Origin of the sequence: Agriterribacter sp. (genome assembly GCF_035497235.1) — a bacterium.
Taxonomy (GTDB): Bacteria; Bacteroidota; Bacteroidia; order Chitinophagales; family Chitinophagaceae; genus Agriterribacter.
Map to the genome: position 1 here is coordinate 33,847 of NZ_DATJEB010000052.1, position 25,070 is coordinate 58,916.

The window sequence follows — 25,070 nt, forward strand, 5'->3', positions numbered from 1 at the left end:
TCATCAACGACTAACAAAGTCAGTAATTTCCTGCTCGTTTCGTATATCAACCATCTTACTGAACACCGCTGTTCCATGGCGCTTCAATTGAAGAGCGGTTTGGGCGAGGGTTATTCCATTGATATCACAGATGGCCAGTTTTGAACCATGCTGTGCCATTGCTTCGGCAATTCCCCGGCCGATACCTTCCCCGGCTCCTGTTACAATCGTTTTTTTATTCAATAATTTTTTCATCACACAGGAAGCTTGTAAATATTATTTCCATTTCCGAAGGACTTAACCCTTTGTATGGGATTATGTATATATGTACAAACAAATATAAGACATCTGAAACAAAGTCATAACCGCAAAAACTAAAAAATCCAAGCCCTAAACAAACACCGGCAATCGCCTGCAGGTATGTGGCGGCAGTAATACCCGGTGTTCCGGCATAGTCAGCCATTTCACCGGCAAAGCTATAGTTGTATACAGCAGTTGACTGAAAATACAACCATCCTTTACCGAAAAGACGCATTCGAAATTAGGCAGCCTGTTTTAATAAAAATATACAAACCGATACAAAAGATAGACTATCCTGTAGTTGATTTTTTAAAATTCTACCTTAATGGTACTCATGCCAAAGGGCAAAAGCGAAATATCTTCTATAATTTGTTTACCCGGGTTTTCTTCTGTATCGCATTGGTAAACAGCTTTAGGATTGCTGGTTGAAAAATCCAGCTTTACTGTTTCTGCTTTATCTGACAATGAACGCAGCCGCAATATAACTGCTTTGCTTTCATCTGTTGATTTCAAAATTGTTACTACCACTTTATCATTGTCAATATTAACAAAAGGAGAAAGCTTTGGATCTTTATTGGCCATCACATGTACCAATGGCTGTGCCTGCTCCATACCAAAGCGATTGGCCGCAGCCGCATCATAAGTGCCATGCGGCATAATGCGGTAACGAAAATCAACCGGGCCTTCCTGTGTTAAAGGAAAATTGGTATGCCAGTGATTGTTCATCACCCAGGAATAAACAGAGGAAGAAGGTTCTGTTTTTTGTACCCATGGTCCTTTGCTTCCCCAGCCTAATGCAATATTGGCTGTCATCTTTCCATATTCAAACAAAGGCGCATCTAAGGAGCACCATGTTACGCCCTGTTTATCGTTCGATACATCGAGCCAGCGCTGTAAAGCAATCCAGTTGCGGTTCCCCTGCGGCCACTGATCTTTATCTATCTCCATCACTCCCCAGGGTATATCTACCCTGGTTTTTGCATGGGGAATATTAAAGCCAAAACCAAAATGAATTCCATCTTTGGCCGGTAATGGCAGTTTATCCACTGTATTCTTAATCTCTACCCAGGGTTGCCCAGCAACGAGGCGGATTACCCGGCTCACAGACCGTACACCCCTGCCCTGCGATTGTATTTTCATTTCCACCAGCAGCGGGCCGTTTTCAGTTACCGTTACCTTAATGTTGCTATCTGCCACCGGTGCATCTATATTGGCAGGAAGCCAGTAAAAAGCATTCAATCCATTTGTTTTTTCATCGGCATAATTGTAGCCTGTTTTCAGGTTGATTAATTGAGTAATATTTCCCGTAGCCGCATTGACCGTCACTTTCAGCAATCCGTTTTCAAGCGTTGTTTGATTTACCTTACAAACTGAGGTAACATTGCTATTACCCTTTACAACCCTGAAATGCTTTGAAGCCAATGCAGGAATACCGCCCGCCCAAAAAACAAGTTCGCCGGTGCTTAATCGCTGCGAAGGCATTTCAGCGCCCAGTTCATCCGTCACTTTATCGCCCCAACTGCTCTCCAGTTTGTTGAGTGTGATAAGTCCTCCATGGTTCCAGGAATTGGTATTGAACACGGCCACTCCGCCGGCGGAAGGCCCGCCTGCAGGACCTAAGGCTCCATCCGATTTATCAGTGGCGGGCGCCAGGGCATCATCGTACAATGTTTGCGAACGTTCATCAGCCTGGTGGAAATAATCTTTTTTTACTTTAAAGATCGCATCAAGGAAATAAGGTTCCGCAGGGTTTTCATTGCACTAGGTATGTTCTGATCCTAATGCGATATAGCGCCAGGCCTCATCAAATTCTTCTCTTGGAATACTGCGGTGAGGATTAAGCATGGTCCATAATTTTTCGGCCTGTATTAACCGCTCTTTGGAATTACGATTCATGGCTGTTAAACCGGCGGCGGTGCCGAGGCCATCGGTCCAGTATTCGGTATAGTCGCCCTTTACAACCGGAAGCTGTTCGCCATAATTGGTTTCGATATACTGCATAATTTCTCTTCCGCCGGAAATGATAATTTTGGGATATGCATATTTTTCATTCCAGTCTTTCACAGCATAAGGTATATCCGCATCTATAGGATTGTTATCCCAAAGCGACCAGGACAAAGCCATAAAATCATAAGGATACTTTTCCTTTTCCATCTGCACTAACTTATCGGTAAAGTTTACGTTGGCGCTTCCCGTTTTAATAACGGCAGGCACTTTCAGCGGATCCCGCTGTCCAAACCAGGGGCGGCCTGTGGCGCCGCCTTTATTCATGCTGCCGCTGTTGGCATAACTACCCGGCTGAAAGAAAAGTACTTTGGATTTACCATCAGGCCCCAGCCACCAAAAAGGAAAGCGGTCAATGTTTTTATGCGCATTGCCCGCCCTGTCGGTATTGGGCCAGGCTATCACATAGCGGATTCCCTGCTGCGCCAATACCGGCACTATCCCCCAACTAATGCCGGGAATATCAAACTGCTGAAAAACATCAATGGGTGTGCCACTCAACTGTTGCAGTTTTCTGCTGAACTTAAAAGCATGAAACAATTCCTCATCGGCACATACGCTGGTATTCAGGTTCAGGTAACTGGCATCAATACTTAAGCGGTCATCCTTAATCGCCCGGATAATTTTCTCTCTTTGCTGCGGTTGTGTATTCCACAAACGCTCCACCGGCCAGGTTACTTCAGGGTTCCATTTAAACCTCGCACCTTCAGGAAAATGCCTGGTTTCTTCTGCCAGTTTGATTCCTTCAAGCACATTGGTTTTGTGGAGTATCTCTACATTTTTATGCGTATTGGTGTAACCAATGTCCACATGCGAATGATTGTAGAGATAGATAGTCCAATACCGCATCGGGGAAACTATAAAAGATTTTTTTATTTTTGTTTTGCCAACATTAAGGTTTATCGTTACCAGTGTTTCCTTTTCAACTCCCACTCCACCCGGCAATAACACCGTAGCAACCGTATCACCGGTAGCAGATGGTACAATTTCAGTTGATTCCTTAAACCCTTTCCCGCTTAGTTCGGCTTTTGCTTTCTGAAGAAGTTTATCGCCTGAAAATTGAATTAAAACTTCACGACCGGGTTTACCATCGGCCCGATAACGATATACAGGTTGTGGTATGCATTGGATGTTTTGTATAGCTAACTGGCAAAAACTATCAACAGATGCTGTCATTAAAACCGTTAACAGTAACAGCAATTTAAACAAGGTACTCATATTGACAAGGATGAAATTTGGGGTTAAAAAAATATTTGGTGCTATTCTAAAACAGGCTTTCTAAATCTTTTGCAATATTATACTAAAACGTTACTTCGTTAACAGGAGCTCCAATACTTCCAGCGTTTTGCCCTTTGTTTCCGGCACTTTCCATTTGAGATAAACAAAATAGACGGCGCATAAAGCCGCAAAAATAAGGAGGGCGGCAGCTACGCCCAGGGGTGCATTCCAAATTGTCGCCTTACTTTGCTTCATGTGGGCGGTGAAGACACTGCCCCGGCTGGTGACAATTTGGAATGCATCCGCGATATTATATTCCGGCTAATCAAATATATATTTGGAGACCAGGAAAATAAAACTTCCCGGAGAAATGCAGAATTATTTGGAGACCTGGTTATAGAAAACAACGGTTTGAAATACCATTACAATTACCAAACAATGTATCATATCATGAAAAGTAAACTGATCCTTTTATTTCTATTATCTTTTTGTACCAGTTATGAAAGTTATTCAAGAGAATACCACGTATCAGTTAATGGCAGCGATAGTTATATTGGCACAGTTGAGAAACCATTCCGCACTATAAATTTTGCTGCACAGGTTGCCGTGCCGGGAGACACCATCACCGTTCATGCAGGTATATACAGAGAATGGATTAATCCCAAAAATGGGGGTACAGGCAATGATAAGCGTATTACTTATCGTGCTGCTCCCGGTGAAAAAGTTGAACTAAAAGGTTCAGAAACTATTACGGGATGGAAAGAAATGCAGAAAGGAATATGGCAAGTGTCTCTGCCCAACTCTTTTTTTGAAGAGTATAACGCCTGTAATGATTTGGTGTATGGCGACTGGTGCGATAATTTCAGTAAAGTGCACACCGCCGATCTGTTTATCAATGGAAAGTCTTTATACGAAACCGACAGTCTTGAAAAAGTGATGAGGCCCGTGCCGTTTGAAAAAACAAGGGATAAGGAAGGCTCATTATATAAATGGCATTGCAAAGTAAATGGCGACAGCACTACACTCTACGCCAATTTTCAAAACCTGAATCCTACAAAAGCATTAACGGAGCTCAGTATTCGTAAAACGGTTTTTTATCCCGAAAAAACAGGTATCAATTATCTTACCATCCAGGGATTTGACATCAGCCAGGCAGCCACACAATGGGGCGCGCCTACTGCCGGTCAAATTGGCATGATTGCCACCCACTGGAACAAAGGATGGATCATTGAAAACAATACGATACATGACAGCAAATGTTCTGGAATTACACTGGGCAAAGAAAGAGGCACGGGTCAGGATGTGTGGTCAAAAGACCCAAGCTACGATGGTTCATTGCATTACATTGAAGTTACCTTCAGGGTATTAAGAAACGGATGGAATAAAGAAAACATCGGTTCACATATTGTACGAAACAATACCATTTACAATTGCGGGCAAACTGGCATTTGTGGAAGCTTTGGGGCCGCATTCAGTCTTATTCAGCACAATCACATTTACAACATACATCAGAAAAAACAATTTTCCGGTGCAGAACTGGCAGGCATCAAACTTCACGCAGCTATTGATGTGGTGTTGGAAAATAACCGCATTCATGATGCTGGCGCATTCGGCTTCTGGATGGACTGGATGGCGCAGGGTACCAGGATTTCTAAAAACTTATTATACCGTAACGACTGGCAGGACATGTTTTTTGAAGTGGACCACGGGCCTTACCTCGTGGACAATAACATTATGCTCTCGGACCAAAGCCTTGCCACGCAATCGGAAGGTGGCGCATTTGTACACAATCTTTTTGCAGGCAGTATGATCGTATGGTCGGACCCCAGCCGCTTTACGCCTTACCATTTACCACATAGCACAGCTATAGCCGGACTGGCCACTGTAGTAGCAGGCGATGACCGTTATTACAATAATGTATTTGTGGGCAAAGGCAATGATACTGTCAAATACAAAAATCAAAAGTTTGGAATGCTGGTGTATAACAAAGATCCCAACGTCCCAAAAACAAAATCGCACACCAATCTCAGTGACCGATGGCCTGTATGGATTAACAACAACGTGTACAGCCATGGCGCACAACCCTGGAATGAAGAAAAGGACTTTATACAGGAAGACAATTTCGACCCCGGATTGCAATTACTCGAAGAAGGCGCCAATGTTTATCTGCAGTTTATTTCAGACGAAAACCTGCCTTCCATGAATACCCAATTAATCACAACCGCTGTATTGGGAAAAACCAAACTGCCTAAAGCGGTTTATGAAAACCCGGACGGCACGGCGCTCAGCATTGATACGGACATTACAGGAAAGAAAAGAAATGCTGCACAACCCACACCGGGGCCCATTGAAAACCCGGGAAACGGGGTAGTGAAAATTAAAGTGTGGTGATAAAGATACCCAACATAGAAACGCCCGTATCTCCCGGGTCTGCAGTTGGAGGAGTGTTGATTATTAATACGACCAAAGCTGAAGTAGCCCGTTTGCTCACCATAGCCGGGCAGCCACCTAAAGTATTGAGTAGTGCAGCTATAGTGGGGCAGAAAGGGCTGTTCAGTTATTTGAAAGCGCTTATGATGAACATGCGCATCGCCTGGCAGCATTATATACATTTGGAGAAAAGCCGGTTTCTTTTATTCATTAATAAATACAAACGCATACAATGACAGCATTTATTAATCATCATCAAATTCCTTTACTCGCCGAAACGGATATACTGGTAATAGGCGCAGGTTCGGCTGGTTGTGTAGCTGCGTTAGCTGCAAGACAAAGCCGGAAATACGAGGTAATGCTGGTTGAACGGTACGGTTTTCCCGGCGGCACATCTACCCAGATGCTCGATACATTTTATGGTTTTTTCACCCCCGGGGAAACATCCAAAAAAATTGTGGCAGGTTTAGCGGATACGATTGTAAATACACTGAATGAAACTGGGGATATTTTTTTGCGTCCCAATACTTACGGAGCGGGAACTGGCGTCAATTATAACCCGGAGCGTTTAAAATATGTGTGGGATCAAAAAATCATGGAAGCCGGTATCCGTTTTTTGCTGCATACTACTTTGGTTGACGTGGTAAAGGAAGAGGCAGAAAAACAGAGTTGCATTTTCTGGAATAAAAGTGGGTTTTATAAAGTTAAAGCCAAAAGAGTTATTGATGCTTCCGGCGATGCTGATTTTTGTCATTTGGGAGGATTTTCTTATGAAGTTGCCGGTGAGTCAGCGCCTGCTCAAAGCATGACTACTACTTTCAGGATGAGCAATGTAAACTTAGAAAAATTTGAACAGACCGGCGGTAAAAAAATGATGAATGAAAAAATGAAAACCGCTTTTGAAACAGGAAGCTATGCATTGCCCCGGAAAGAAGGGTCGGCTCATGAAATGTGCCAAAAAGGATGTATATCCACAGTGGCGGTGAAAGTAGGCGGTTTAAATGCATTAAATGCGGAGGAGCTCACCCAGGCTGAGATAGAGGGGCGCAAACAGGCATTCGTTTTCGAGGAGTTTTTTAGAAACGAAGTTCCGGGGTATGAAGCATCAAAGATTATCGGGCTTTCACACCAGATTGGGGTTCGGGAAACCAGGCGTGTATACGGTGAATACCGCCTCAATAAGGATGATTGTCTGTCTGGCAACATTTTCCCTGACAGCATTTTTCTATGTGGGGCGCCTATTGAAGATCATCGAAAGGCCAAAAACGGGGAAAGTGAAACGTTCTGGCAATACATTCCTGACAATGGAGTATACGGAGTTCCCTATGGAACAATTGTGCCTAAAGGGAGCGAATTGGCCTGGGTGGCAGGCCGTTGTTTTTCTGCTACGCATGATGCCCATGCCTCATGCCGCTCAATGGCCCAAACGATGAGTATGGGACAGGCTGCGGGACTTGCCGCTGTACTTTCCCTGGATGAAGACATGGCTGCTCATACCCTTGAGATTTCTAAATTACAATCCAAACTGCTACAAACCGGAACCATCCTGGAGGTTCCTCAAACTTTGGCAGATACAAGCAGAAATGGCTGGAGAAATAATTTCAGGTAAAGCAATCTTTGATCATCATTCAGCCAGAAGCGATGGTTGAAAGCCATAAGTAATCTGGTGCTATGTTAATCGTGAAACGTCAGATGTTAAACGTGAAAATCTCATGTCTCACCTCTCCCGTCTCACAATTGTTTGCGGTATAATAGTCTTAACTTAACATTAAATATGCAATCAACTAATATTCCATTTGTACGTACTGTTCTGAGAGATATTTCTCCTGCTGAAATGGGACTGACCTATGCTCATGAACATATTGTTATTGAGGAAAGTTATCCTACCCTGCAAAATCCTTTGTTCCTTTTGAACGATGTAGATAAAATTTCGGAGGAGTTAAAAAACTTTTACGAAACAGGGGGACGAACGATAGTTGACACCATGCCCGCCGATTGCGGCCGTAATGTACTCAAACTGGCTGAAATTTCCCGCAGGACAGGTGTAAACATTATAGCACCTACCGGCATTCATCTTGAAAAGTATTACTTACCCAATCACTGGCGATATTCTTATACCGAAGAACAATTGACCCGTTTATTTATAGATGATGTAATGATTGGAATTGACGCCAATGATTATAACGGTCCCTTTGTTAACCGCACCACGCATAAAGCCGGTATGATCAAACTGGCCACCGGTGATGAAAAGATTACTGCCCACCAGGAGAAAATATTTCATGCGGTAGTGAACACCCACCTGGAAACCGGCGTGCCTATTTTAACCCATTCCAATTTTGGCAAACATGCCATTGACCAGGTGAATATATTTGAAAGGCTGGGCGCTCATTTAGCGCATGTGGTGATTTCACATGTTGATCGCTGCGAGGATATTGAATACAACCGGGCCTTACTTGAAACCGGCGTAAAAGTAGAATACGACAGTGCTTTCAGATGGAAAGAAAAAGAGAACCGGACCTACAAACTACTGCAAGCTTTATTGCCTGACTTTCCTGATCAGATAACGATGGGAATGGATGCCGCTAAAAGCAGCTATTGGTTATCTTACGGCGGCAAGCCCGGATTGAATTTTTTGCTCACTACCTTTAAAGATGATCTCCAAAAGATGGGCTTGGGCGAGTATTACGAAAATATTTTTTTTAAAAACCCGGCGCAGTTGTATTCATTTTCTTAATAACAACACTAAAAGGGATATTAAGAAATGCTACGGAAGAAAGCCTGAATCATGAGAAATACATCTGCTATTCATATTTAAAGATGAGCCTGTCTTTAAAAGGTTGGTATAGAAGATATGCTACTAATATCTTTTTAAAAGCCACGAATATACGAATGTGCCTTTGGTACAATGGGTTATTAAATTCGGGCATAGATTTTTCGACAAAACGGTGGCAGGTAGAACTAATGTTTAAGACATGAACCGGGGTACCCAACCGCTTTTCAGTGATATGCCAGCATCATGGCATAAATACAAACCACCGCTGGCTTTTAGCAGGTATGGTTACCCGTAAGTTCGTTGTTGTGCCGTTTAACGTTATTTTTTTAGCCGCCCCGTCATTTTCACTTATAGTAGCCCGGTTTTTTAACCCGGTATAATACAGGTCTACCTTTATTTCCCTGGTAATGGGTTCGTTCAACGGGTTATATATCATTAGCAAGCCTTTTTCTTTACCATGCGGATCGGCATGCAGTATGGCATCATAATCCCTTCCATCGGGCCTGCGCAGATGAATAATATCGGCGTCTAATATCCGCCTGTGCTTCTTATAAAAATCAACCCATTTTTTTACCAGGGTCTTGGTTTGAGGCGCATCATATAATTGCGGGCCACGGTAACAGGCCTGCACACCCGCTCCAAACAAATTGGCCAAACGCTGTTCATAATGCGGGAGGTGTTCTTTCAATGGTTCTATAGTAGCCGCAGCACCTCCGCCATGATACTGTACCAATGGCACAAACATCCAGCCCATAGAAGGTGCTTTTTCCCAGGTGCCATCGTATATATTCTGACGCTCAATAACTTCCTGCAGTTCCCGCGGCAATGACCAGTTCGTTTCGCGATAGCCCATAGCTATTTTGGTGCTGCCGTTTAAAAAATACCAGTCGGGCACATTAAGGTAAATGCCTTTGCTCCTGCACCATTGGTAAAATTCCTGTACTTCCCTGAACTGTTTCCAGCGCGAATCTTCCAGGCCTCTGTGACCCGGATGATCAGTGGAAGCACAAACATCACCCGGATAAGAGCCATCATGTTCCAGCAGATCCTGCCCCGTAGTTTCATAAAAACGGTACAGTTTTTTAAAATAATCCTGTCCCCATTTGCTTTCTAAGCAGGGTGAGCTGCCAAATGCAGGCTTCATGCCTTCGGGCATTACCACATCGTTTGCTGCGTTGATGGAACGGCTGGCCAACAACGAATATCCGCCAAGGGCCACGCCTTTTGATTTCGCGTACTCCTTCAGCGCTTTCATACGCTGCAGGTTGTGCTGCGAAGTATCTTCAATATTAAATCCGCTGCCAAAAGTCATGATCACCATTTCAAACCCTACTTCCGCGCATTGATCTATTGCTTTTTTAACAGGCTCATCCGCAGCGCTGCTTACATGCATGATGACGGGATTTTCGGTTACCCACGGTGCGATGGTCCGGTATAGCTTTCTTTCGCTTAATCCTCTCCGCTCCCTGTCGTAGCTGTCGTATACCAGCTCCCACAGCCGCATGCTCTCAAAAGATTCTCCCATAGCCAGCTCCTGCCCCATCCCGGTTTTGGGCATGCACACCAGCAGTGAAGGGGTTTGCAGTGCATAGTTTACCTGGGTGGTGTAGGAAGAATCGGTTTGCCATTCTACGCAGGCGTTTTGCGCCGCATTGGGCGACATGGAGCCAAACGCAAAATCACTTTCTGTAAATATAGGGGGCAGTTCCCAGCGCTCTTTATGTTCTACCGCGCTTTCTGCCTCTGTTACTGCCAGGTGCTCGCTTTTTATATTATTTACTATAATTTCCTGCTTGCTGTTGTTTTCCACACTCACCCATTTGCTCAGCAGGGGTAATCCATCGTATAACTCGTAATGCACTTTTACGGTGAGTCCGCTCAGAAAATCAAAATCCGCATGCGTTTCGCCGGATTCGCCCAACAGCAATACCTGCTCTATTTTACTGCGCCCCGTTGCCCCGGCTTCACCACGTACCATTTTGCCACCGCGGGGATCAGTCTTACCCACACGGATATGCGCAGGCATATTTGCATAGGGCAATTCAGTAAGTGTTGTATAGTTTTTACCATCGGCTGATATGCTGCATATCATTTTGCCGGTAGCCAGCAGCACTTTCAAATAATAAGATTTGCCGGGGTCAAAGCCTTCGAAGCTTTGGCTTTTACCTTCATGAAATATTCCAAATTTTTTGTTGCGGGGAGAAAGATAGAATTTGGATGATTTTTCCTCTTCAAACTGGAGCGCAATACCAGGACCATACCCGCTGCTTTGATCCGTGCCTGTATTCAGCTTGCATATGATCACTCTTGTGCCGGCAGGTAAAGGCTGTTCGCCAAACACCACTGCATTAGCAGGCGCCATTATTTCGCCGGCCTTACCTTCGTTATTAAAAGCATTTGCGGCTGCATTGATCGTAACGATATTCCAATTGGGCGACAGTGTAATAAAATCATCTTTCATTAAAACTTCTCTTTGGGCATCACCCGCATTCAGGTTTTGAAAATTGCGGATAACGGCTTCATCGGCTTTGTAGGTAAAGGCAACCTCTGTTCCTTTGGGCGGCCATGGCAGTTGCTGCGATGACCATTCGGTACGGCGGTTCCATTCAAAACGTGCTTTGATGGGAGATGTGGCGTATGATACCAGCTTTAAACTGTAAGGGTCGGCTTTCATTTCAGGTATCCATTCGGGTAAGAGATAGTTGCCAATAGGCTGACCTGTTAACCCGCCCGCTTTTATTTCATGGCCGTTTATCCACAATACCGCTTCAGGCGATACCGCCCGAACCAGCGCTTCATTGGTAACTAAATTATCCAGCCCTATGGTTGCACCGTTAGGCGTCATGGTAAAAGTTCTTGTTATTAGTCCGTTGCTCAGCGCCATATGGCCTTCGGGTGTTTTGTATACCGCGGATTGCCGGCCGGCATTACTTACCAGCCAGTCGGCTTTGCTGCGTAGTTGCGCTTTGTTATACAGTGGAAGGGTATCAACACGAATAGGCTGTGCATCCACATTGAAACACGAACAAGCGGCAATCAGGAACAATACATATCTGAGCATATTTACATTTGATTTCGTGTATAAATGCTGAAAAGCTTCTGTTGCTCTTGCGGCTTAATGAACAAATTAGGTAATTTTTCTTGTCTGACCATAGCCTATGCCAAACGGGAAGGTATTACGCTCATTATTCATGATTTATTTTCGTTTACCCGTTATCGTAAGTATTAAAATTAAGCCCCAAAACAAAATATACCTGTATCATCTGCGTTTCGGTTACAATCTTAACGTTTAATTTAATTATCATGAAAAAAAATCTCGTATCCATTATTGCGTTTATGCTGTTAACCTTAGGGATGATTGCATGTAAAAAAGACAACACCGAATCCGTGGACCCTGAAAAACAAAATGAAGAAATAAAAACGGCTCTTACCGGCAAATGGCAAAGAGAGCATCTTTCGGTTAAGGGGTATAAAGACGGGCAACTCATCGAAGAAAACATTACCAATGAAGTAATACTTACAGAACTGCAAAAAGAAATTCCTTACTATTTCGAATTTACAAAAAACAAATTCATTCTTATTGGCTTAGATGGGGATGGCCCCAAGGAACAGTCTTATACCGTGGATGCTAAAACACACACTATTGTTTTAACTGATGACAGTAAAGAAGAAATTACAGAAGATGACATTACACGCATCAGGTATGAATTATCAAAAAACAACAATGAACTTATTATAATAGTGATTTTTGAGGAGGATTTTGGAAATTATAATACCCTGCATGTTACTGTAAAGCTAAAAAGAGTTTCGGCGTTCGGCTAATTATATATATCCTCTCATCCAGAAATTACCGCAGATGTGCAGATTATATCTGCGCATCTGCGGCTAAAAATCCAGGGTATATCCTTATGTTTTGCTGCCATGCAGCCCGGTTAATCTGGAATGCACCTCATTGCCATCCTTTAGCCCGCTTTTCAATATCTTCCCTGTCAGTGATTAAAAATTCTATTTTATATAGAGGAGACCGGATAAAACACCGGCATCCTATTTAGCCTGTACTTTTTCTGTACCATCCAAAAGCTTAAGCGTTATTTTCACTTTTATATCGGCGCTTTCCGTAAATGTGCCGTCAAACAATAAATGATGATTGCCTTCTGATAGTTCGGGTAGTGCCTGGGTTAAAACCACTTTCTTAACAAATTTGCCTTTCTGATCGTATAATGTGGCAGTATCCGAGTGATCAATAACCAGGCTTTGCCCGGCTTTTAAGTTTAAGGGCGGCTGTATCCGCAGGGAGTTATCCAGCTCAATAACCGGGTTGCTGATTTCTCCTTTATCACCCGCGGCCAGCAATACCAATTGTACATTTTGCTTACCTGTTTTATTTTCAAAAGTCCATTCAGACGAAGTGGGTTCGCCCGGTTGTAATACTTTGGGAAGATGTTCGAAAGTGATTTTTTTATACCGGTACATTTTCCAGGCATTGCTGCCGTCCCTTTGCAAGTGCACATCATTTTCCGGAATCTTCAGCCATTGCTTCTGGGCCGGTGAAAATGCATTTTTTTGTTGTGCCTCCGTCCAGCTATTCACCTGCTCAACGATTTCGTGAATAAAAGGGTTGTTCTTTACCGCGTCATAACGTACTACCAGTGCATAGCCCGCATGATAGCCTGCCGCTCTTGCCAGCATCCAGTCCACATCTTCCGGTTTTGTTTGGCTGGTAATTAAAAACCAGCCCAGCATATTAGGCATATAATTATTTTCATAATACACCTGGTTGTCTATGCGGTAATCTGACTGGCTTTCGCGGAAACCGCCATACCAGGGCTCTCCCCAGTTCAGGTAATCATTCATGTGCCAGAAATAATGACCAGACCTGCTTGATCCAAAAACAACAGGATGTTTTATTGCCTTATACACATCTTCCGCAAAACCCTCCAGCGACAGGTTGCCCATGCCGGTAGCATAGGTTCCTTCATGCCCGTCAAAGTCTAATTGATCAGCCCCGGTATCATTAATAAAACGGGCGATGTTTCCGGCGATTTCTTTTTGCAATATCCAGTCGGGGAAAAAAACTTTATAGGGATGATCTATCAGCCTGCTCACCGCCGCGCCTTTAGGATGGTTTGATTTTTGTGTGCCAAAAGCTCCGCGCACACAGTCCAGCAACTGATAAGGTGCATTGTTAGAAACCGCTCTGAAACGAATGATTTCATCTCCAATACGAATGCTGTTCAGATCGCTTCGCATTTCAAAATATGCAGGCGACAGAATATTTATTACGGTTGCATGCTCATCAATAGCTTCCTGCAAAAGGCTGCTTCCTGCAGTTGCCAGGTGCGGATGAGGTTTGGGAGTTACATACGCATCGTTTGTAGTAATGAAAGTAGTAAGGGTGTGAAACCCAAGCCGCAGGTCCAATGCATGCGCTTTCTGCACACATTTGGCAAAGCCTTTTATGCCATTGGGGAATAATTTTTTGTCCAGTTCAAAGTTACCCCAGGTGCTAAAAGGCCCTTCATGATATATGCCTTCAAGCCCCATGCTTTTAGCGTAACGCAGCAGGGTATCAATAGTCTCCTCGGAAAAAGAGGTGATCATATAGGGACGTCCTGTAAGTGCCGATTGCCTGATCCATTCCTTCTTCCACAATGGATGAGGTAATCCTTCTGTCTGTTCAATGGCAGATATGATGGAAAGCACATCCGAAGGCTTACCGCCAAAAATGGCGATGGCAGAGCCTTCCGGCTTACCTTCAGGTATTCCTTTCACCGGAACATTTTTCCAACTGTTCCATACGGTAATCACACGATCACGGGAACGATTAACCGTAAATGCCTGCAAAGCCGAACCAAAATCCTTTTTAACCGCTGTAGTTCCCCTTTCATACACGGCGCCTTCGTCATTAACCAGTTCGCCACCGGTAGTTTTTGTGTTAAGCGCCAGCATGCCGATAGCAAACGCAGAGGAACGAACAACGCCAACGGTATTACCAATAGTGCCGGCAAGTGAAGTATTGAAAGGCCCCCAAATAACCGCATCGGCCTCCTTACTTATTTCAATCAATTCAAAACGAAGAAATGCTTTTTTAGAAGTTACGCTGATTTTTGCCATTTGTTTGTCCGGGTAATGCAACGCGATAGTATTTTTAGTAAAAACGGCAGCCAGGGGTTTATAGCGTTTCCCTTCTTTTACCAATTGCAATAATACACCTGTACTATCCCTGGGCGCCAGGTTTTTACCTGCGGGTAACGATTCCATCGAAGTGATATTTCCCTTACCATCTATAGAAACAGAAAGCGCTCCGGATGAAAATTTTTGCTGGGCAAACAACAGGTTTACGCTAATGATCAGCAAGCCGGAGATGATCATCTTTTTTACACAGGTGCTATACATATTCCTTCATTTATTTTTTTGACATACTGTCTATCCATAATAATCTTCTGTGCCTGTTCCAAAATGCGTAGGAAATTTTTTATCCCATGCTTCATCCATCAGTGGCAGGGACTGCATGACCGGAAATAACTTTCCCTGATAGCAGGAAGTGTTTTCACCATCAAGATCAATATTAATGGTTTGCGCATTGCCCGTTGCATAATGTACTACTATAACAGCACAGATAAAAAACTTCAGATGTCTCATATCCATTACTGGTTTTCCTTAACAACAATCATATATCCTTTTTTACCTGGAATACTTACTGAACTCAATGATTGCAGCGGCTGTTCATCCTGGAAATCTTTTACAAAGGGTATACTGATCGTGCATTTGGATGGATCATAACCAAGCGCACTCCAATCTATGATCACTGAACTCACCTGGTCTTCTTTACTCCAGTTGGCTACCGCAATAATGCTTTCTTTATTTCCTTTAAATACAGATGCTTTGATGTGCTCATTGTTGGTAGTAACCGCACAGGTTTTATCCCAATAGCCGGTCAGTTCCTTTTCTTCAAAGTTGTGCTGATCCCAGAACTTCCATAATTCATCCGGCGTATTGCCTGTCCAGCCCGCTCGGTTGGTGATGCCGTATACCATTCCCCGCCATGGATTTCCTCCGCCTTCCAGCATTTGCCCGGGCAAGCCAAAAGGGATACCCGACACTTCAACCAGCCAATGATCGGGCAGGCGGTTATAATCTCTTCCTTCGCCTATCCATACCAGGTCGAAATAGGGAAGCAGGTCCATATACAGGTTCAAACAGTTGGCATACCCGGCCCACTTATTAAAATGATTCCAGCTATGCAAATCCATCCTGCCTTCCGGGCGGTACTGGTCAATCAGTTTCCTTGCGCGGCGCAATGTAAACCGGTCGAGCGCTGCATCATCAATGTACACACCATCAATTTTCAAATTTTTCAGCATCCAGTCAAGCCCGCCTATATAAAAATTATTCAGCCTGCTGTTGGGTGTAGTAATAACAGAAAGATCCAGTTCTCCTTTAAATTTTCCTTCTTTCACAACATTGTACCATGCGGGAATATATTTCTCCCTGAGGTTTTTAATGAGCCATTCATTGGGCCCCTTGGGATGCAATGCTTCTGTACGACTGGCATTGCCCGGGCCGGGAAACAGCACCTCCCCGTTCAAACTGTAAAAAGCCTGAAACTCGGGAATGTTTTTAGTGAGCTCACGGGTGGTATAATACAGTTTCAGCCGCTGTTTTTCTTCATGCGCCTTATCAACCAAAGCTTTTAATTCCGCAGTATTTTCATCTAAGTATGGATAATTAATAAAAGGATAGATGTTTTCGGCATGATGGATATTGACGATATTGGCGCCTGCTTTTTTAGCCTTTTCAATTTTACTGAATGCATCCGTTCCCCCGCCGTGAAAATATCTGTCGCCATATTTTACTTCATTGCTGATCGTTCTGAAAGGAGTGATCAATAATTCAAAGTCATAATTTAATATACTGCCTGTGGCCATCTGGCGGTTTCCTGAATAGGCATTGATCCATACCGCATTATCTTTTTCATCTACATACACACCGCCTTTGTTGTGATTGCCCCATGACGGGGGAAGATGTAATTGTCCAAACTTGTAGTAAATATTAACCAACGGCAGGGTATAATTCTCCGCTTTTAGCTTAAGCCTCAGTCCGCCATTAACTGCTCCAAGCCATAAAGCGTCCTGGTTTTTTGTGGTATCCCACTGCCATTGCCAGGAAGCGGGACGCAAGCCACCTTCGCGGTTCAGCCCCATCATATACTCAGCTTTTTCTTTATTTACCGGTACTTCCAGGCGAATATCCCTGATCTTCAAAGGCTTCAGCGCTTTTAATGCGAGCCTGTAATCCACAAAGCCATCGAACTCAAGTTTGCCCGAGCAAATCAATTCACATTCGGCCGAGCTGTTTTTTACCTGCCACGCTATATACCCGGGAGCCTGTGCTGTAAACTGCAATGGACCGGGTTGCAAAGCGATGGTATCACCATTTTCCTTTTCAATTACAAAGCGGAATGCTTCGCTAAGTATGGGCTCGCCTTTTTGTGCTATGCTTTGATTGGAAGCGGTGAAATAACTGGCAATTGCCGCCGGCAAACCATTGGCAGCAATATCCACCGACCGTCCTAAAATATGCAGCGTATTGCCTTGACGGCTAACGGGATTGTATCCTTTGGTAACCTCATCATTAATACCGAGTGTACTATTCAGCCAGTACATCCGCGATAAGCGTTTGCCCTCGTTGAAGCCGTGATCTTCCACCACCTCACCATCAATCTCCAACTGTATTTTTATCGTTTGCGCTTTATTGTTAGCCGATACCGTTGCAGTACCATAATAGGTTCCTTTTGCTATGCCCGAAAGATCCATGCCAATCCACAAAGGCTGTACCTTATCTTTTTGAATAGCTATCTTTTTTGTAAACGGATTTCCGAGGTAATCAATGCCACCCGCGTTAAAGCAACTCACCTTCCGGGAAGAAATTGTTTTCCCATTTTTGGTTTTCAGATCGGAAAAACGGAGTTGTATGTTTTTCAACTCATTTTTTATGGCCCATACGCCCACCTGGTAAACAAAGTATTCACCCGGCTGCGCCTGTAAAACGAAGTCATTTTTTGAAGAGTTCTTTTCCAACCACGATACCTCCAAAGAATCATTCCACCTGATGGGATGTTCTCTTGTTTCGGGAAAAATGTAAAACGGCTGCTTGGATAACGCCGTATATGTTTTTGCTGCGGTTTCCGCTGAAATGTAATTTTCCGTTCCGGATTGGCTATAAACGCTTACGCTAATGAATAGCGAAAGGCATAAAAAAATATTTCTCATCTTATATAGTATTCATTATTTTACTATGACAGCTATATTTTCTGAAGACGGTTCATTAACATTACCTGAGCAGAGTTATTTAGTTTCTTTTAGCCGGCGTGAGATGCCTTTAAGACATTCAAGATGTGATGTTTCTATACTACCGTCTCTAAACAAGCATACATCAATGCTCACAACACCACCATTCGCATTACATTTACGGATGTAATCCGCCATAAAATCAGGAGTATACCGCAAACCCGGTGCGGCCCACTCATTACCCAGGTAAGACAAAATATGCCACTGCACACCATCGCGCCAGCGGGAAAGCGGCACTTCACCAAACTTGTTCTGCTCACCCGTAGTATAATCATCTTCCGGCGTTGATGAGTTGGAGCTTGTCATTTTAGGGTTGTTCAATGCAATGATCCTTTTTGCATTGCCTGCCCGGAGACCTTTTGCGAGGATAGCCCACTTTTCTTTGTTGTACCCAATATATTCATAACATCCATCTGTCCACCATCCCGCCACTTTATCCTTATAACGTTCGCCATATTCCGCTGCTACGTTCGCCCATTGCTGCACATAATGTTCGGAAACCTTCTCCGTATAGCCCATAGCTTTAGCGGCTTTTTCATCATCACGCGGGCCATCACCCGTCCAGTACAGCATTAATTTAATACCCCTTTTATGGAGCGATGTATACAGGTCTTCCACCAGGTCGCGCTTAGCACAGGCCTCACCCGGTTTATACCCGGTTATTTTATCGAAGGTTTTATTCGGTGCTATAAGGTGACGGGTTCTTTGCATCATGGTAAAGATTACATACGAGGCACCTGTGGATTGTATTTGCGCTGCAAATTTTTCCGTATCAAATTCATTCACGCAGGCATCCCAACCGGTTGTGCCATCCATGGCATTAATACGGTTACCCGCACACTGCACACTATACAGGTAATGTACAAAAACGCCCCAGCCGGCTGCTTTAAACCAATCTGTATTACCCGCTCTTTCAGCAGGAATTTTACTGCTGGTTTCAGGCAGGGTATCTTTTAATGATGCCAAATGTTGTACGTAACCGTCATTAACAGCCATAGATTGCATGTCTATAGTTGATACATCCTGTTTTTTAGTTGAAAAAAGGAACAGGGCCAAGAATGGTATGTATAGGGCAGGCAAGTAAATTCTCATTATTATTCGCATGATGCACAATAAGCGAAAATACCAATTTTAGCGGACAGCCGGTTTTTAATCAACTGCTATTTTGGGGATAACCCCGGCACAAAAGCAAAGGGAAGTCAGCATAATTCGGAACGGTATATACAGAAATTCAATACCTGCAATCATATAGCGGTAATACTGTTTGTAGCATTTGAAATGCTACTATTCCATCAGAGAAGTAATAGTGAGCCTATTACCCAATGCCCGCAAGCTTTCTCATTTGGGGTTACTATATTGGGTAAAATGCAGTACTTTTTTCAAAGCTAACTGATAATGATTGCTGACTTTAAAGGTATAAGAATTTAAAAGGCGCATTTGCGTTTTTCTTTTTCGGTTGCGCAAAAAATACCAAAAGGCACACGAAAACCATACCTGCAGGATGTGCAGGGATTACTGCCCGTTTTCGTGTGCCTTCCGCGATGTAACTTTTTCACTACGGCAAGGCTGATAGTAACTATTACTCAAATAAAATCACTATTTGTAAAGTATTTTCACGTGGGGAGTACAATGCCATCGGTCCAGTTTTCACTATACATTAGGTTAGTAATATTACCCGCACTATTTGCTATTCGTTTGCCCTTGCAAAAACGCCATGTATTTTTCTAAATATTCTTTAGGTGGCGTATGCCACTCCGCGGTTCTGCTTACATTGGTACGCAGACAGTGATAGACAAACTCGTATAATATGTTTACTATTTTTGGATTGGGGATTAAAGCTCCATCTTCTCCCGTAACAAATGCCCCCCTGCTCCCGGTTTTAACGGCTTTTGCTATCTCAAGCATGGCATAGTATACCGGAAGGCGTGCAGATTTGACCCTTACCAGATATTCCGGCTGATGTCGCACTTTCTTTTCCGCTCTGTCAAAAATCCGGTTGTATTCAGCAATTAATTTTTCCGATAAAAAGCTTTCTTGTTCCTGCACAGGAGAGCCGAATATGGACATTTTTACACCTTTACCAGATTGGTTATTATCGTGCAGCAGTTTGATATATTCTTTTATACCGGCAGCGGCAGGACCGTAACAGGCATTGATAAATTCATTCTTTTCTTTTTCTATATCAATGTCCGGGTTCCACAACATTTTAGCGATCATATAGGCTCTTAACGGCGCAAAATCACCACCGGACTGGATATTGCCCTGTTCAAATAATGCAGATACATTATTATCCCTGAGAAACCGGATGTTGGGTTGTAATACACGCAGGTTGGGAAATGGAGCGAACAAGTTTGAAAAACGAATGACATAATCCCATACTAATATATTATCGGTAAGTTTTCCCCAGCCTATTAAATCTTCGCTAAAGGCTTTATCGCCCGTTTCCATAGGATCATTGCGGGAGCTCTCAATACTACACAGCATAATGTTTACATTCCTGCGGAGTACAATGTCTTTAGGTGGTACACGTGAATACTGGTAGGCCAAAGTTGAAATAATTTTATCGGGGAAGCGCTCTGCCACCTTATTCACAAAAGCGATAATTGAACCTGAACCTAATGCAGGATATTTTTCTCCGCCATGAGTAGAAAGTAATTTTTCTTCCGGTGCAAAGGCAGCATACTTTTTATCCAGCGCAGCACAGTTATCGCATCGGCAATAATTCACATTATCGTTTTGGCTAACAGACCAGTATAATGCCTCCGGCTTCTTATCCATGGCAGCTTTTAGATTTTCACAAACGATCTCAAGCACATCAGGATTTGTTAAGCATAACTGCGCTTCGGGCTGGTAGCTGGAACCGTCCCACGAAGGAATTGTGCCTGCATGTCTTTTGCCGTCATAGAAGCTAAAATATTCAGGATGTGCTTCGCCATATTCTTTGGGATCAAGGAGGCTGTGAAACGTGTGTACCCAATAGCCCCACTGCGTTTTATCGCCGCCTCTTCCTTCAAAGGAATGCAGTTTATGCCAGTTCATAAACTCCGGATCGTACACATCATTATAATAGGTTTCCCGGAAACTGAAAGCCGGCAATTGTACATCATTTATTGATGAAAGTACTATAGATTTCTGTTGAGGAACATGCGTAAAATCTGAGGTGTATTTTCTGCAGCCCAGGTATTTATCCAGGAAGGTATACACACTGTATATCACTCCTTTTTTATCGCCTCCTGTTAAGATTAATTTAGTGTTATCGGTTTTAATTAATAAGCCGTCTTGCTTTAACTTAGTATAATCTATTTTATTTTGTTCCGGCCTGTTTACATGGCCAATCAAAATTTCAGTAGCTGTGCTTTTTACATTATCAGCAACTACCGGTAAACTCACGCCCGTGATCCTGAACAAATAATCCTGCAGCACTTTAGCCGCCTGGATTTCTACTATAGTGGCTTTTTCGGGCATTACAATGCTGTAAGCGGATTTTCCATTTTGCACCAGGGTTATTTTTTGGGCTACAATCGTTTTCAAACAGAAAGTTAAGAAAACTGCCAGGTAAAACATTTTTTTCATATACCAGAATTATTGATTAAAGTGTACAATATTTTTATTCACAATACTTTCCTTTTTGCAGGGTTATAAACAAGGCAATAGCTCAAAAGACAATAAAAAGGCGTAGGTAGAAACAAACGCCTGTTTAACCTTAGTGGACATTAAAAATAAAATCACTAATAACTATCTTTTTTCAGGCGCTGCGCACTGATCGCCGTCAAAGCCTGTTGGCAACAATGCTCCTGTAATTCTGTAAAGGCAGTCCTGCAACACCTTAGTTGCCTGTATTTCTATAATCGTAGCGTTTTTAGATTATTCTCTATTTTTTTCCCAGGTATATATCATCGCATCTCCCGGATCAACCGCTATCGTATTTGTATATGCGCTTGCCGCAATGATCGTCCCATCTTTTAATACTTTCTTCACCGATTTATCGGCTACAATAGTCAGCTTCATAGCGTTTTGAAAATCGCGGTTAACGGCAATCAAAAACCTGCGGTCTCCTTTTTCTAAGACTGATACTATTGCGCCGCCATCACTTGTTTCCAGCACTTTAACCGGAGCAGGAAGTTTGTCTATTCGCTTGGTACCGTCAGGAATCCGGCTACCTGTATGGGATACAGAAATCAGTTTCGCACCAAGAAAGACGCCTGAAAGGTCTTGTATCTCCTGGTTGATTAACTTGATATAATCATATATACTGGTCCGTTTACCATCGAGACCGATTGGGGCGTGATGGAAATCCCAGTTTGGATTTATGCCAGGCGTCCAATAGGTAAAATACTGTAATGCCTGGGCGCCATACGCCAGGTTGCTGTATAGTTGAAGTTTGATCTCGCCAATCGTAGGTATAGGGTAAGAGGTATGCGCAACCGAAAGTGCAAATGCCCAGAAAGGAAGCCCGCTTTTTTGAGAAGCTGCTAAAAAAATTTCCAGATTCTTATACCACTCCGGCCGGAGTGTTCTGACACTATTTTTATCTATTACAGGATAATGATCAAAGGAAATAAACGGAACAGGTACTTCTCTAAGAAACGCTTCTATATGTTCCGCATAAATATCTTTTCCAGGTTGTATCTGAACGCCTTTACCGAATAGTTGTTCCGCTCCTGCGTAATTAGGGAAGAGATTAATATAACAGTAATGTTGTTTATCTACGGACTGTATTCTTTTTACCCATGTTCCCAATTCGGGGAATTCTGTGGCGTTAGGCTCATCCCTTAAATGATAACCGGAAAGTGCAGGATGTTTCATTAATCGTTTTGCCGTTTTTTCGGGATCCGATTTAAGCTCAGGACAGGTAAATAGCAATTTCACTCCTGTTTTTTGTGCAATATCCAAAGCCTTTTCTACAGCTTCAATATTGGAGTACCATGAAAAATTAATGTTGATACCCGATTCTTTCAGTTCCCTGAACCGTTCGATCGTTGTTTCTTCTTCAGGAACACCTACCCATGCCAAAATAGGCATTACACCATCCGTCTTAAGTTTCTCCTGAGAAAAAGCATAGAAAGCGGGTAGTATAGTTAATTCTATAGCTAAAAAAAACTTATATAATGCGTTCATTGGTTTTAATTAATATAATTTCAACCTGTTTTAACATCCAATTTATTAATGCCGTCCCGTTTCTCTTCCTTCCCACCCCGTTTTACCTTTTTCTATATACAACTCGGTAACAGTTTTAGACACCCTATCGTCTACCTCTTCTACCAGTTGAATACGTAATGGAGAAGTTAGCTTCTTTTGCCAGTTTAATACAGGTGCATACGGCTGTTTTGTTTTATCTGTTTCAAATACCAGGTATGCCCATTTTTCATGAAAGAAATTACCTTTTAAAGCCGGAACCATCTGCTGCATATTGGATGATAAAAACGGGAGTGATAAAGCTCTTGCCCAATATATCCATGGGCCGCCAGTTATATAAAAAAAAGGGTTTAACAACCGGCTTCTGTTTTCCAAACCTGTATTGGAATAACCTAACTGAATACCGGCAAAACCCACACCTGTTTCTTTATTATAAAAACTAATCCACGGAACATCATCCAGCATTTTTACATCTGTTAATTCCGGCATATTGGTAACATCATACTCTACAATAGAATCTCTCAAAGCGTCATACCAGGCAGCATGCGTTATCAATTCTCTTTTGAGTACTATTTCAGCATTTCTCAAAGCAATTACCTGCACTGTTTCATTAATGCGTAAATTAGTCGTACTAATAAAATACGGTTTTCCGGGGTAAAATTCATATCTAACGGAAGCGTCTACCTGAGGGATTTCGCGCAGGTTACCCCAAACATCGCTAAAAGAAATTATCGGTCCGATTACAGATTTTACATTTTGTGGTGGTCTCCAGTCAGAGGTATGTGTCCAGGGTACCGGCGGTGCATATACTTCCGGATTCCAGTGAATGGCGCCATTGGTTTCTTTACGGTGATACAGCGGATATTCTGGTTTGCTTTTAAGTGTTAACTGATCAAAATGGCCCGAATGGGGATGTAAGCCTACCGTAAAAAAATCATTATCAATTCTTAAACCCGGCGCTTCGCCCTGCACTCTTAAATCGGTAGTATAATTTTTAATCATTGCGCCTTTATTGCCATAATAAACCAGGTATATTCTACTGCTTCTGGCTGGCACATCGGCCAGAAAAGCAACTCTTGCCGAAACCGAAGGCATCCATACAGGTACATCTCTGGTAACCTTGCCATCTTTGCCGGGGGCCAGATCATCTTCAACCAGGTACTCTTGTATATCGTACACCTGAGAAGCAATTTCTTTTACCGTTTTTGTTACGGGGTCAAAAGCTGCTACCCTGATTTCTCTTTTCAAATCATCCACTTCATCGGGATAAAAAGGCAGCAATACTTCTACCGGTTCAGCTTTTCTTTCTTCACCTGCACTTTCACTTAGCACTACAGATTTGTATTTTTGCCATGCGGTATCAAAAACTGCGGATGCTGAAGGTGCAGCAACTTTTTGGGTATGCGTTAAAATCACATCACTCTTATCATGTTTTAGGTTTTTCTTCATCCTAACGGTTATTTTTATATCATAACTCGTTCCTGGTTTCCATTTTACCCAACCTATTACAGACGGCGTATTATACAGCTTATGATCCTGAGATAAGCCTGCACCGGATGGTGGTCTGTTGGTAAGGTGAGGGTGTGAAAGATCACCCAAATTGTGCTCAGGTCTAAGGTCTGTGTACCGCAATGTTCTTCCATTTACTGCCATTTCTACTTCAATCATAGAACTGGCCGGCAAACTCAAGTCTGCTTTCACATGATAATAGGGAATAGCCGGAACCGGATAATTTATTTCCAATTTAGAAACGTTGAGCTTCTGACTCATTGCATTAAGCCCTATTACTAATGCAAAAAATAAGCCTATTGATTTTTTTAATTTCACCATTTGTATACTTCGTTCTTTAAATATTGAAAGTTAAACTATATTAATGTTGT

At 42.9% G+C, this 25,070-nt stretch carries 18 protein-coding genes; 5 read left to right on the top strand and 13 right to left on the bottom strand.

The window, feature by feature from the left end; all coding sequences use genetic code 11:
• Nucleotides 1-3: 3 nt before the first annotated feature.
• The 5 genes from VL121_RS18420 to VL121_RS18440 form a co-directional block, all read right to left on the bottom strand.
• Nucleotides 4-234: an SDR family NAD(P)-dependent oxidoreductase gene (locus tag VL121_RS18420; RefSeq protein ID WP_325408193.1), complete on the bottom strand. Its 231-nt coding sequence runs from the start codon at nucleotides 232-234 to the stop codon at nucleotides 4-6.
• Complete coding sequence (locus VL121_RS18425) at nucleotides 215-514, bottom strand: hypothetical protein (RefSeq protein ID WP_325408077.1); 300 nt, start codon at nucleotides 512-514, stop codon at nucleotides 215-217. The genes VL121_RS18420 and VL121_RS18425 overlap by 20 nt, the downstream gene beginning before the upstream one ends.
• Before the next feature lie 74 nt (nucleotides 515-588).
• A complete protein-coding gene (locus VL121_RS18430) occupies nucleotides 589-1,947 on the bottom strand; it encodes a glycoside hydrolase family 38 C-terminal domain-containing protein (protein ID WP_325408078.1) in 1,359 nt (452 codons plus the stop codon).
• Nucleotides 1,948-2,040: 93 nt separating this feature from the next.
• Nucleotides 2,041-3,501 carry a glycoside hydrolase family 38 N-terminal domain-containing protein gene (locus tag VL121_RS18435; RefSeq protein WP_325408079.1) on the bottom strand — a complete coding sequence of 487 codons (1,461 nt, stop codon included), beginning with the start codon at nucleotides 3,499-3,501 and terminating at the stop codon, nucleotides 2,041-2,043.
• Nucleotides 3,502-3,591: 90 nt separating this feature from the next.
• Entirely contained in the window at nucleotides 3,592-3,756 is a 165-nt protein-coding gene (locus VL121_RS18440) for a hypothetical protein (protein ID WP_325408080.1), read from the bottom strand.
• Here VL121_RS18440 and VL121_RS18445 point away from each other — a divergent pair, their 5' ends adjacent.
• The 4 genes from VL121_RS18445 (at nucleotide 3,757) to VL121_RS18460 (ending at nucleotide 8,665) form a co-directional block, all read left to right on the top strand.
• Entirely contained in the window at nucleotides 3,757-5,892 is a 2,136-nt protein-coding gene (locus tag VL121_RS18445) for a right-handed parallel beta-helix repeat-containing protein (protein WP_325408194.1), read from the top strand.
• Complete coding sequence (locus VL121_RS18450; protein WP_325408081.1) at nucleotides 5,886-6,167, top strand: phosphoheptose isomerase family protein; 282 nt, start codon at nucleotides 5,886-5,888, stop codon at nucleotides 6,165-6,167. Before VL121_RS18445 ends, VL121_RS18450 begins: the two co-directional genes overlap by 7 nt.
• Complete coding sequence (locus VL121_RS18455) at nucleotides 6,164-7,540, top strand: FAD-dependent oxidoreductase (RefSeq protein ID WP_325408082.1); 1,377 nt, start codon at nucleotides 6,164-6,166, stop codon at nucleotides 7,538-7,540. The genes VL121_RS18450 and VL121_RS18455 overlap by 4 nt, the downstream gene beginning before the upstream one ends.
• Before the next feature lie 165 nt (nucleotides 7,541-7,705).
• On the top strand, nucleotides 7,706-8,665 hold the full coding sequence (locus VL121_RS18460; protein ID WP_325408083.1) for a phosphotriesterase family protein: 960 nt from the start codon (nucleotides 7,706-7,708) through the stop codon (nucleotides 8,663-8,665).
• A 280-nt stretch (nucleotides 8,666-8,945) separates the two neighbouring features.
• Here VL121_RS18460 and VL121_RS18465 read toward each other — a convergent pair whose 3' ends face one another.
• Complete coding sequence (locus VL121_RS18465) at nucleotides 8,946-11,765, bottom strand: hypothetical protein (protein ID WP_325408084.1); 2,820 nt, start codon at nucleotides 11,763-11,765, stop codon at nucleotides 8,946-8,948.
• 242 nt (nucleotides 11,766-12,007) lie between these two features.
• Between VL121_RS18465 and VL121_RS18470 the strand changes: the two genes are divergently transcribed.
• On the top strand, nucleotides 12,008-12,526 hold the full coding sequence (locus VL121_RS18470) for a hypothetical protein (protein WP_325408085.1): 519 nt from the start codon (nucleotides 12,008-12,010) through the stop codon (nucleotides 12,524-12,526).
• A 222-nt stretch (nucleotides 12,527-12,748) separates the two neighbouring features.
• Here the strand turns inward: VL121_RS18470 and VL121_RS18475 are convergent, their stop codons facing one another.
• The 7 genes from VL121_RS18475 to VL121_RS18505 form a co-directional block, all read right to left on the bottom strand.
• Nucleotides 12,749-15,100, bottom strand: a complete 2,352-nt coding sequence (locus VL121_RS18475) for an alpha-amylase family protein (RefSeq protein WP_325408086.1) — start codon at nucleotides 15,098-15,100, stop codon at nucleotides 12,749-12,751.
• Between the two features lie 30 nt (nucleotides 15,101-15,130).
• On the bottom strand, nucleotides 15,131-15,346 hold the full coding sequence (locus VL121_RS18480; RefSeq protein WP_325408087.1) for a hypothetical protein: 216 nt from the start codon (nucleotides 15,344-15,346) through the stop codon (nucleotides 15,131-15,133).
• A 5-nt stretch (nucleotides 15,347-15,351) separates the two neighbouring features.
• Nucleotides 15,352-17,976, bottom strand: coding sequence for a glycoside hydrolase domain-containing protein (locus tag VL121_RS18485; RefSeq protein ID WP_325408088.1), 2,625 nt, complete (start codon nucleotides 17,974-17,976; stop codon nucleotides 15,352-15,354).
• Between the two features lie 75 nt (nucleotides 17,977-18,051).
• Nucleotides 18,052-19,110 carry an alpha-L-fucosidase gene (locus VL121_RS18490; protein ID WP_325408089.1) on the bottom strand — a complete coding sequence of 353 codons (1,059 nt, stop codon included), beginning with the start codon at nucleotides 19,108-19,110 and terminating at the stop codon, nucleotides 18,052-18,054.
• Nucleotides 19,111-19,734: 624 nt separating this feature from the next.
• Complete coding sequence (locus VL121_RS18495; RefSeq protein WP_325408090.1) at nucleotides 19,735-21,627, bottom strand: DUF4838 domain-containing protein; 1,893 nt, start codon at nucleotides 21,625-21,627, stop codon at nucleotides 19,735-19,737.
• 291 nt (nucleotides 21,628-21,918) lie between these two features.
• Nucleotides 21,919-23,172 (bottom strand): alpha-amylase family protein, encoded by a 1,254-nt coding sequence (locus VL121_RS18500; RefSeq protein ID WP_325408091.1) that lies wholly within the window; start codon nucleotides 23,170-23,172, stop codon nucleotides 21,919-21,921.
• A 45-nt stretch (nucleotides 23,173-23,217) separates the two neighbouring features.
• On the bottom strand, nucleotides 23,218-25,020 hold the full coding sequence (locus VL121_RS18505) for a hypothetical protein (protein WP_325408092.1): 1,803 nt from the start codon (nucleotides 25,018-25,020) through the stop codon (nucleotides 23,218-23,220).
• Nucleotides 25,021-25,070 lie beyond the last annotated feature (50 nt).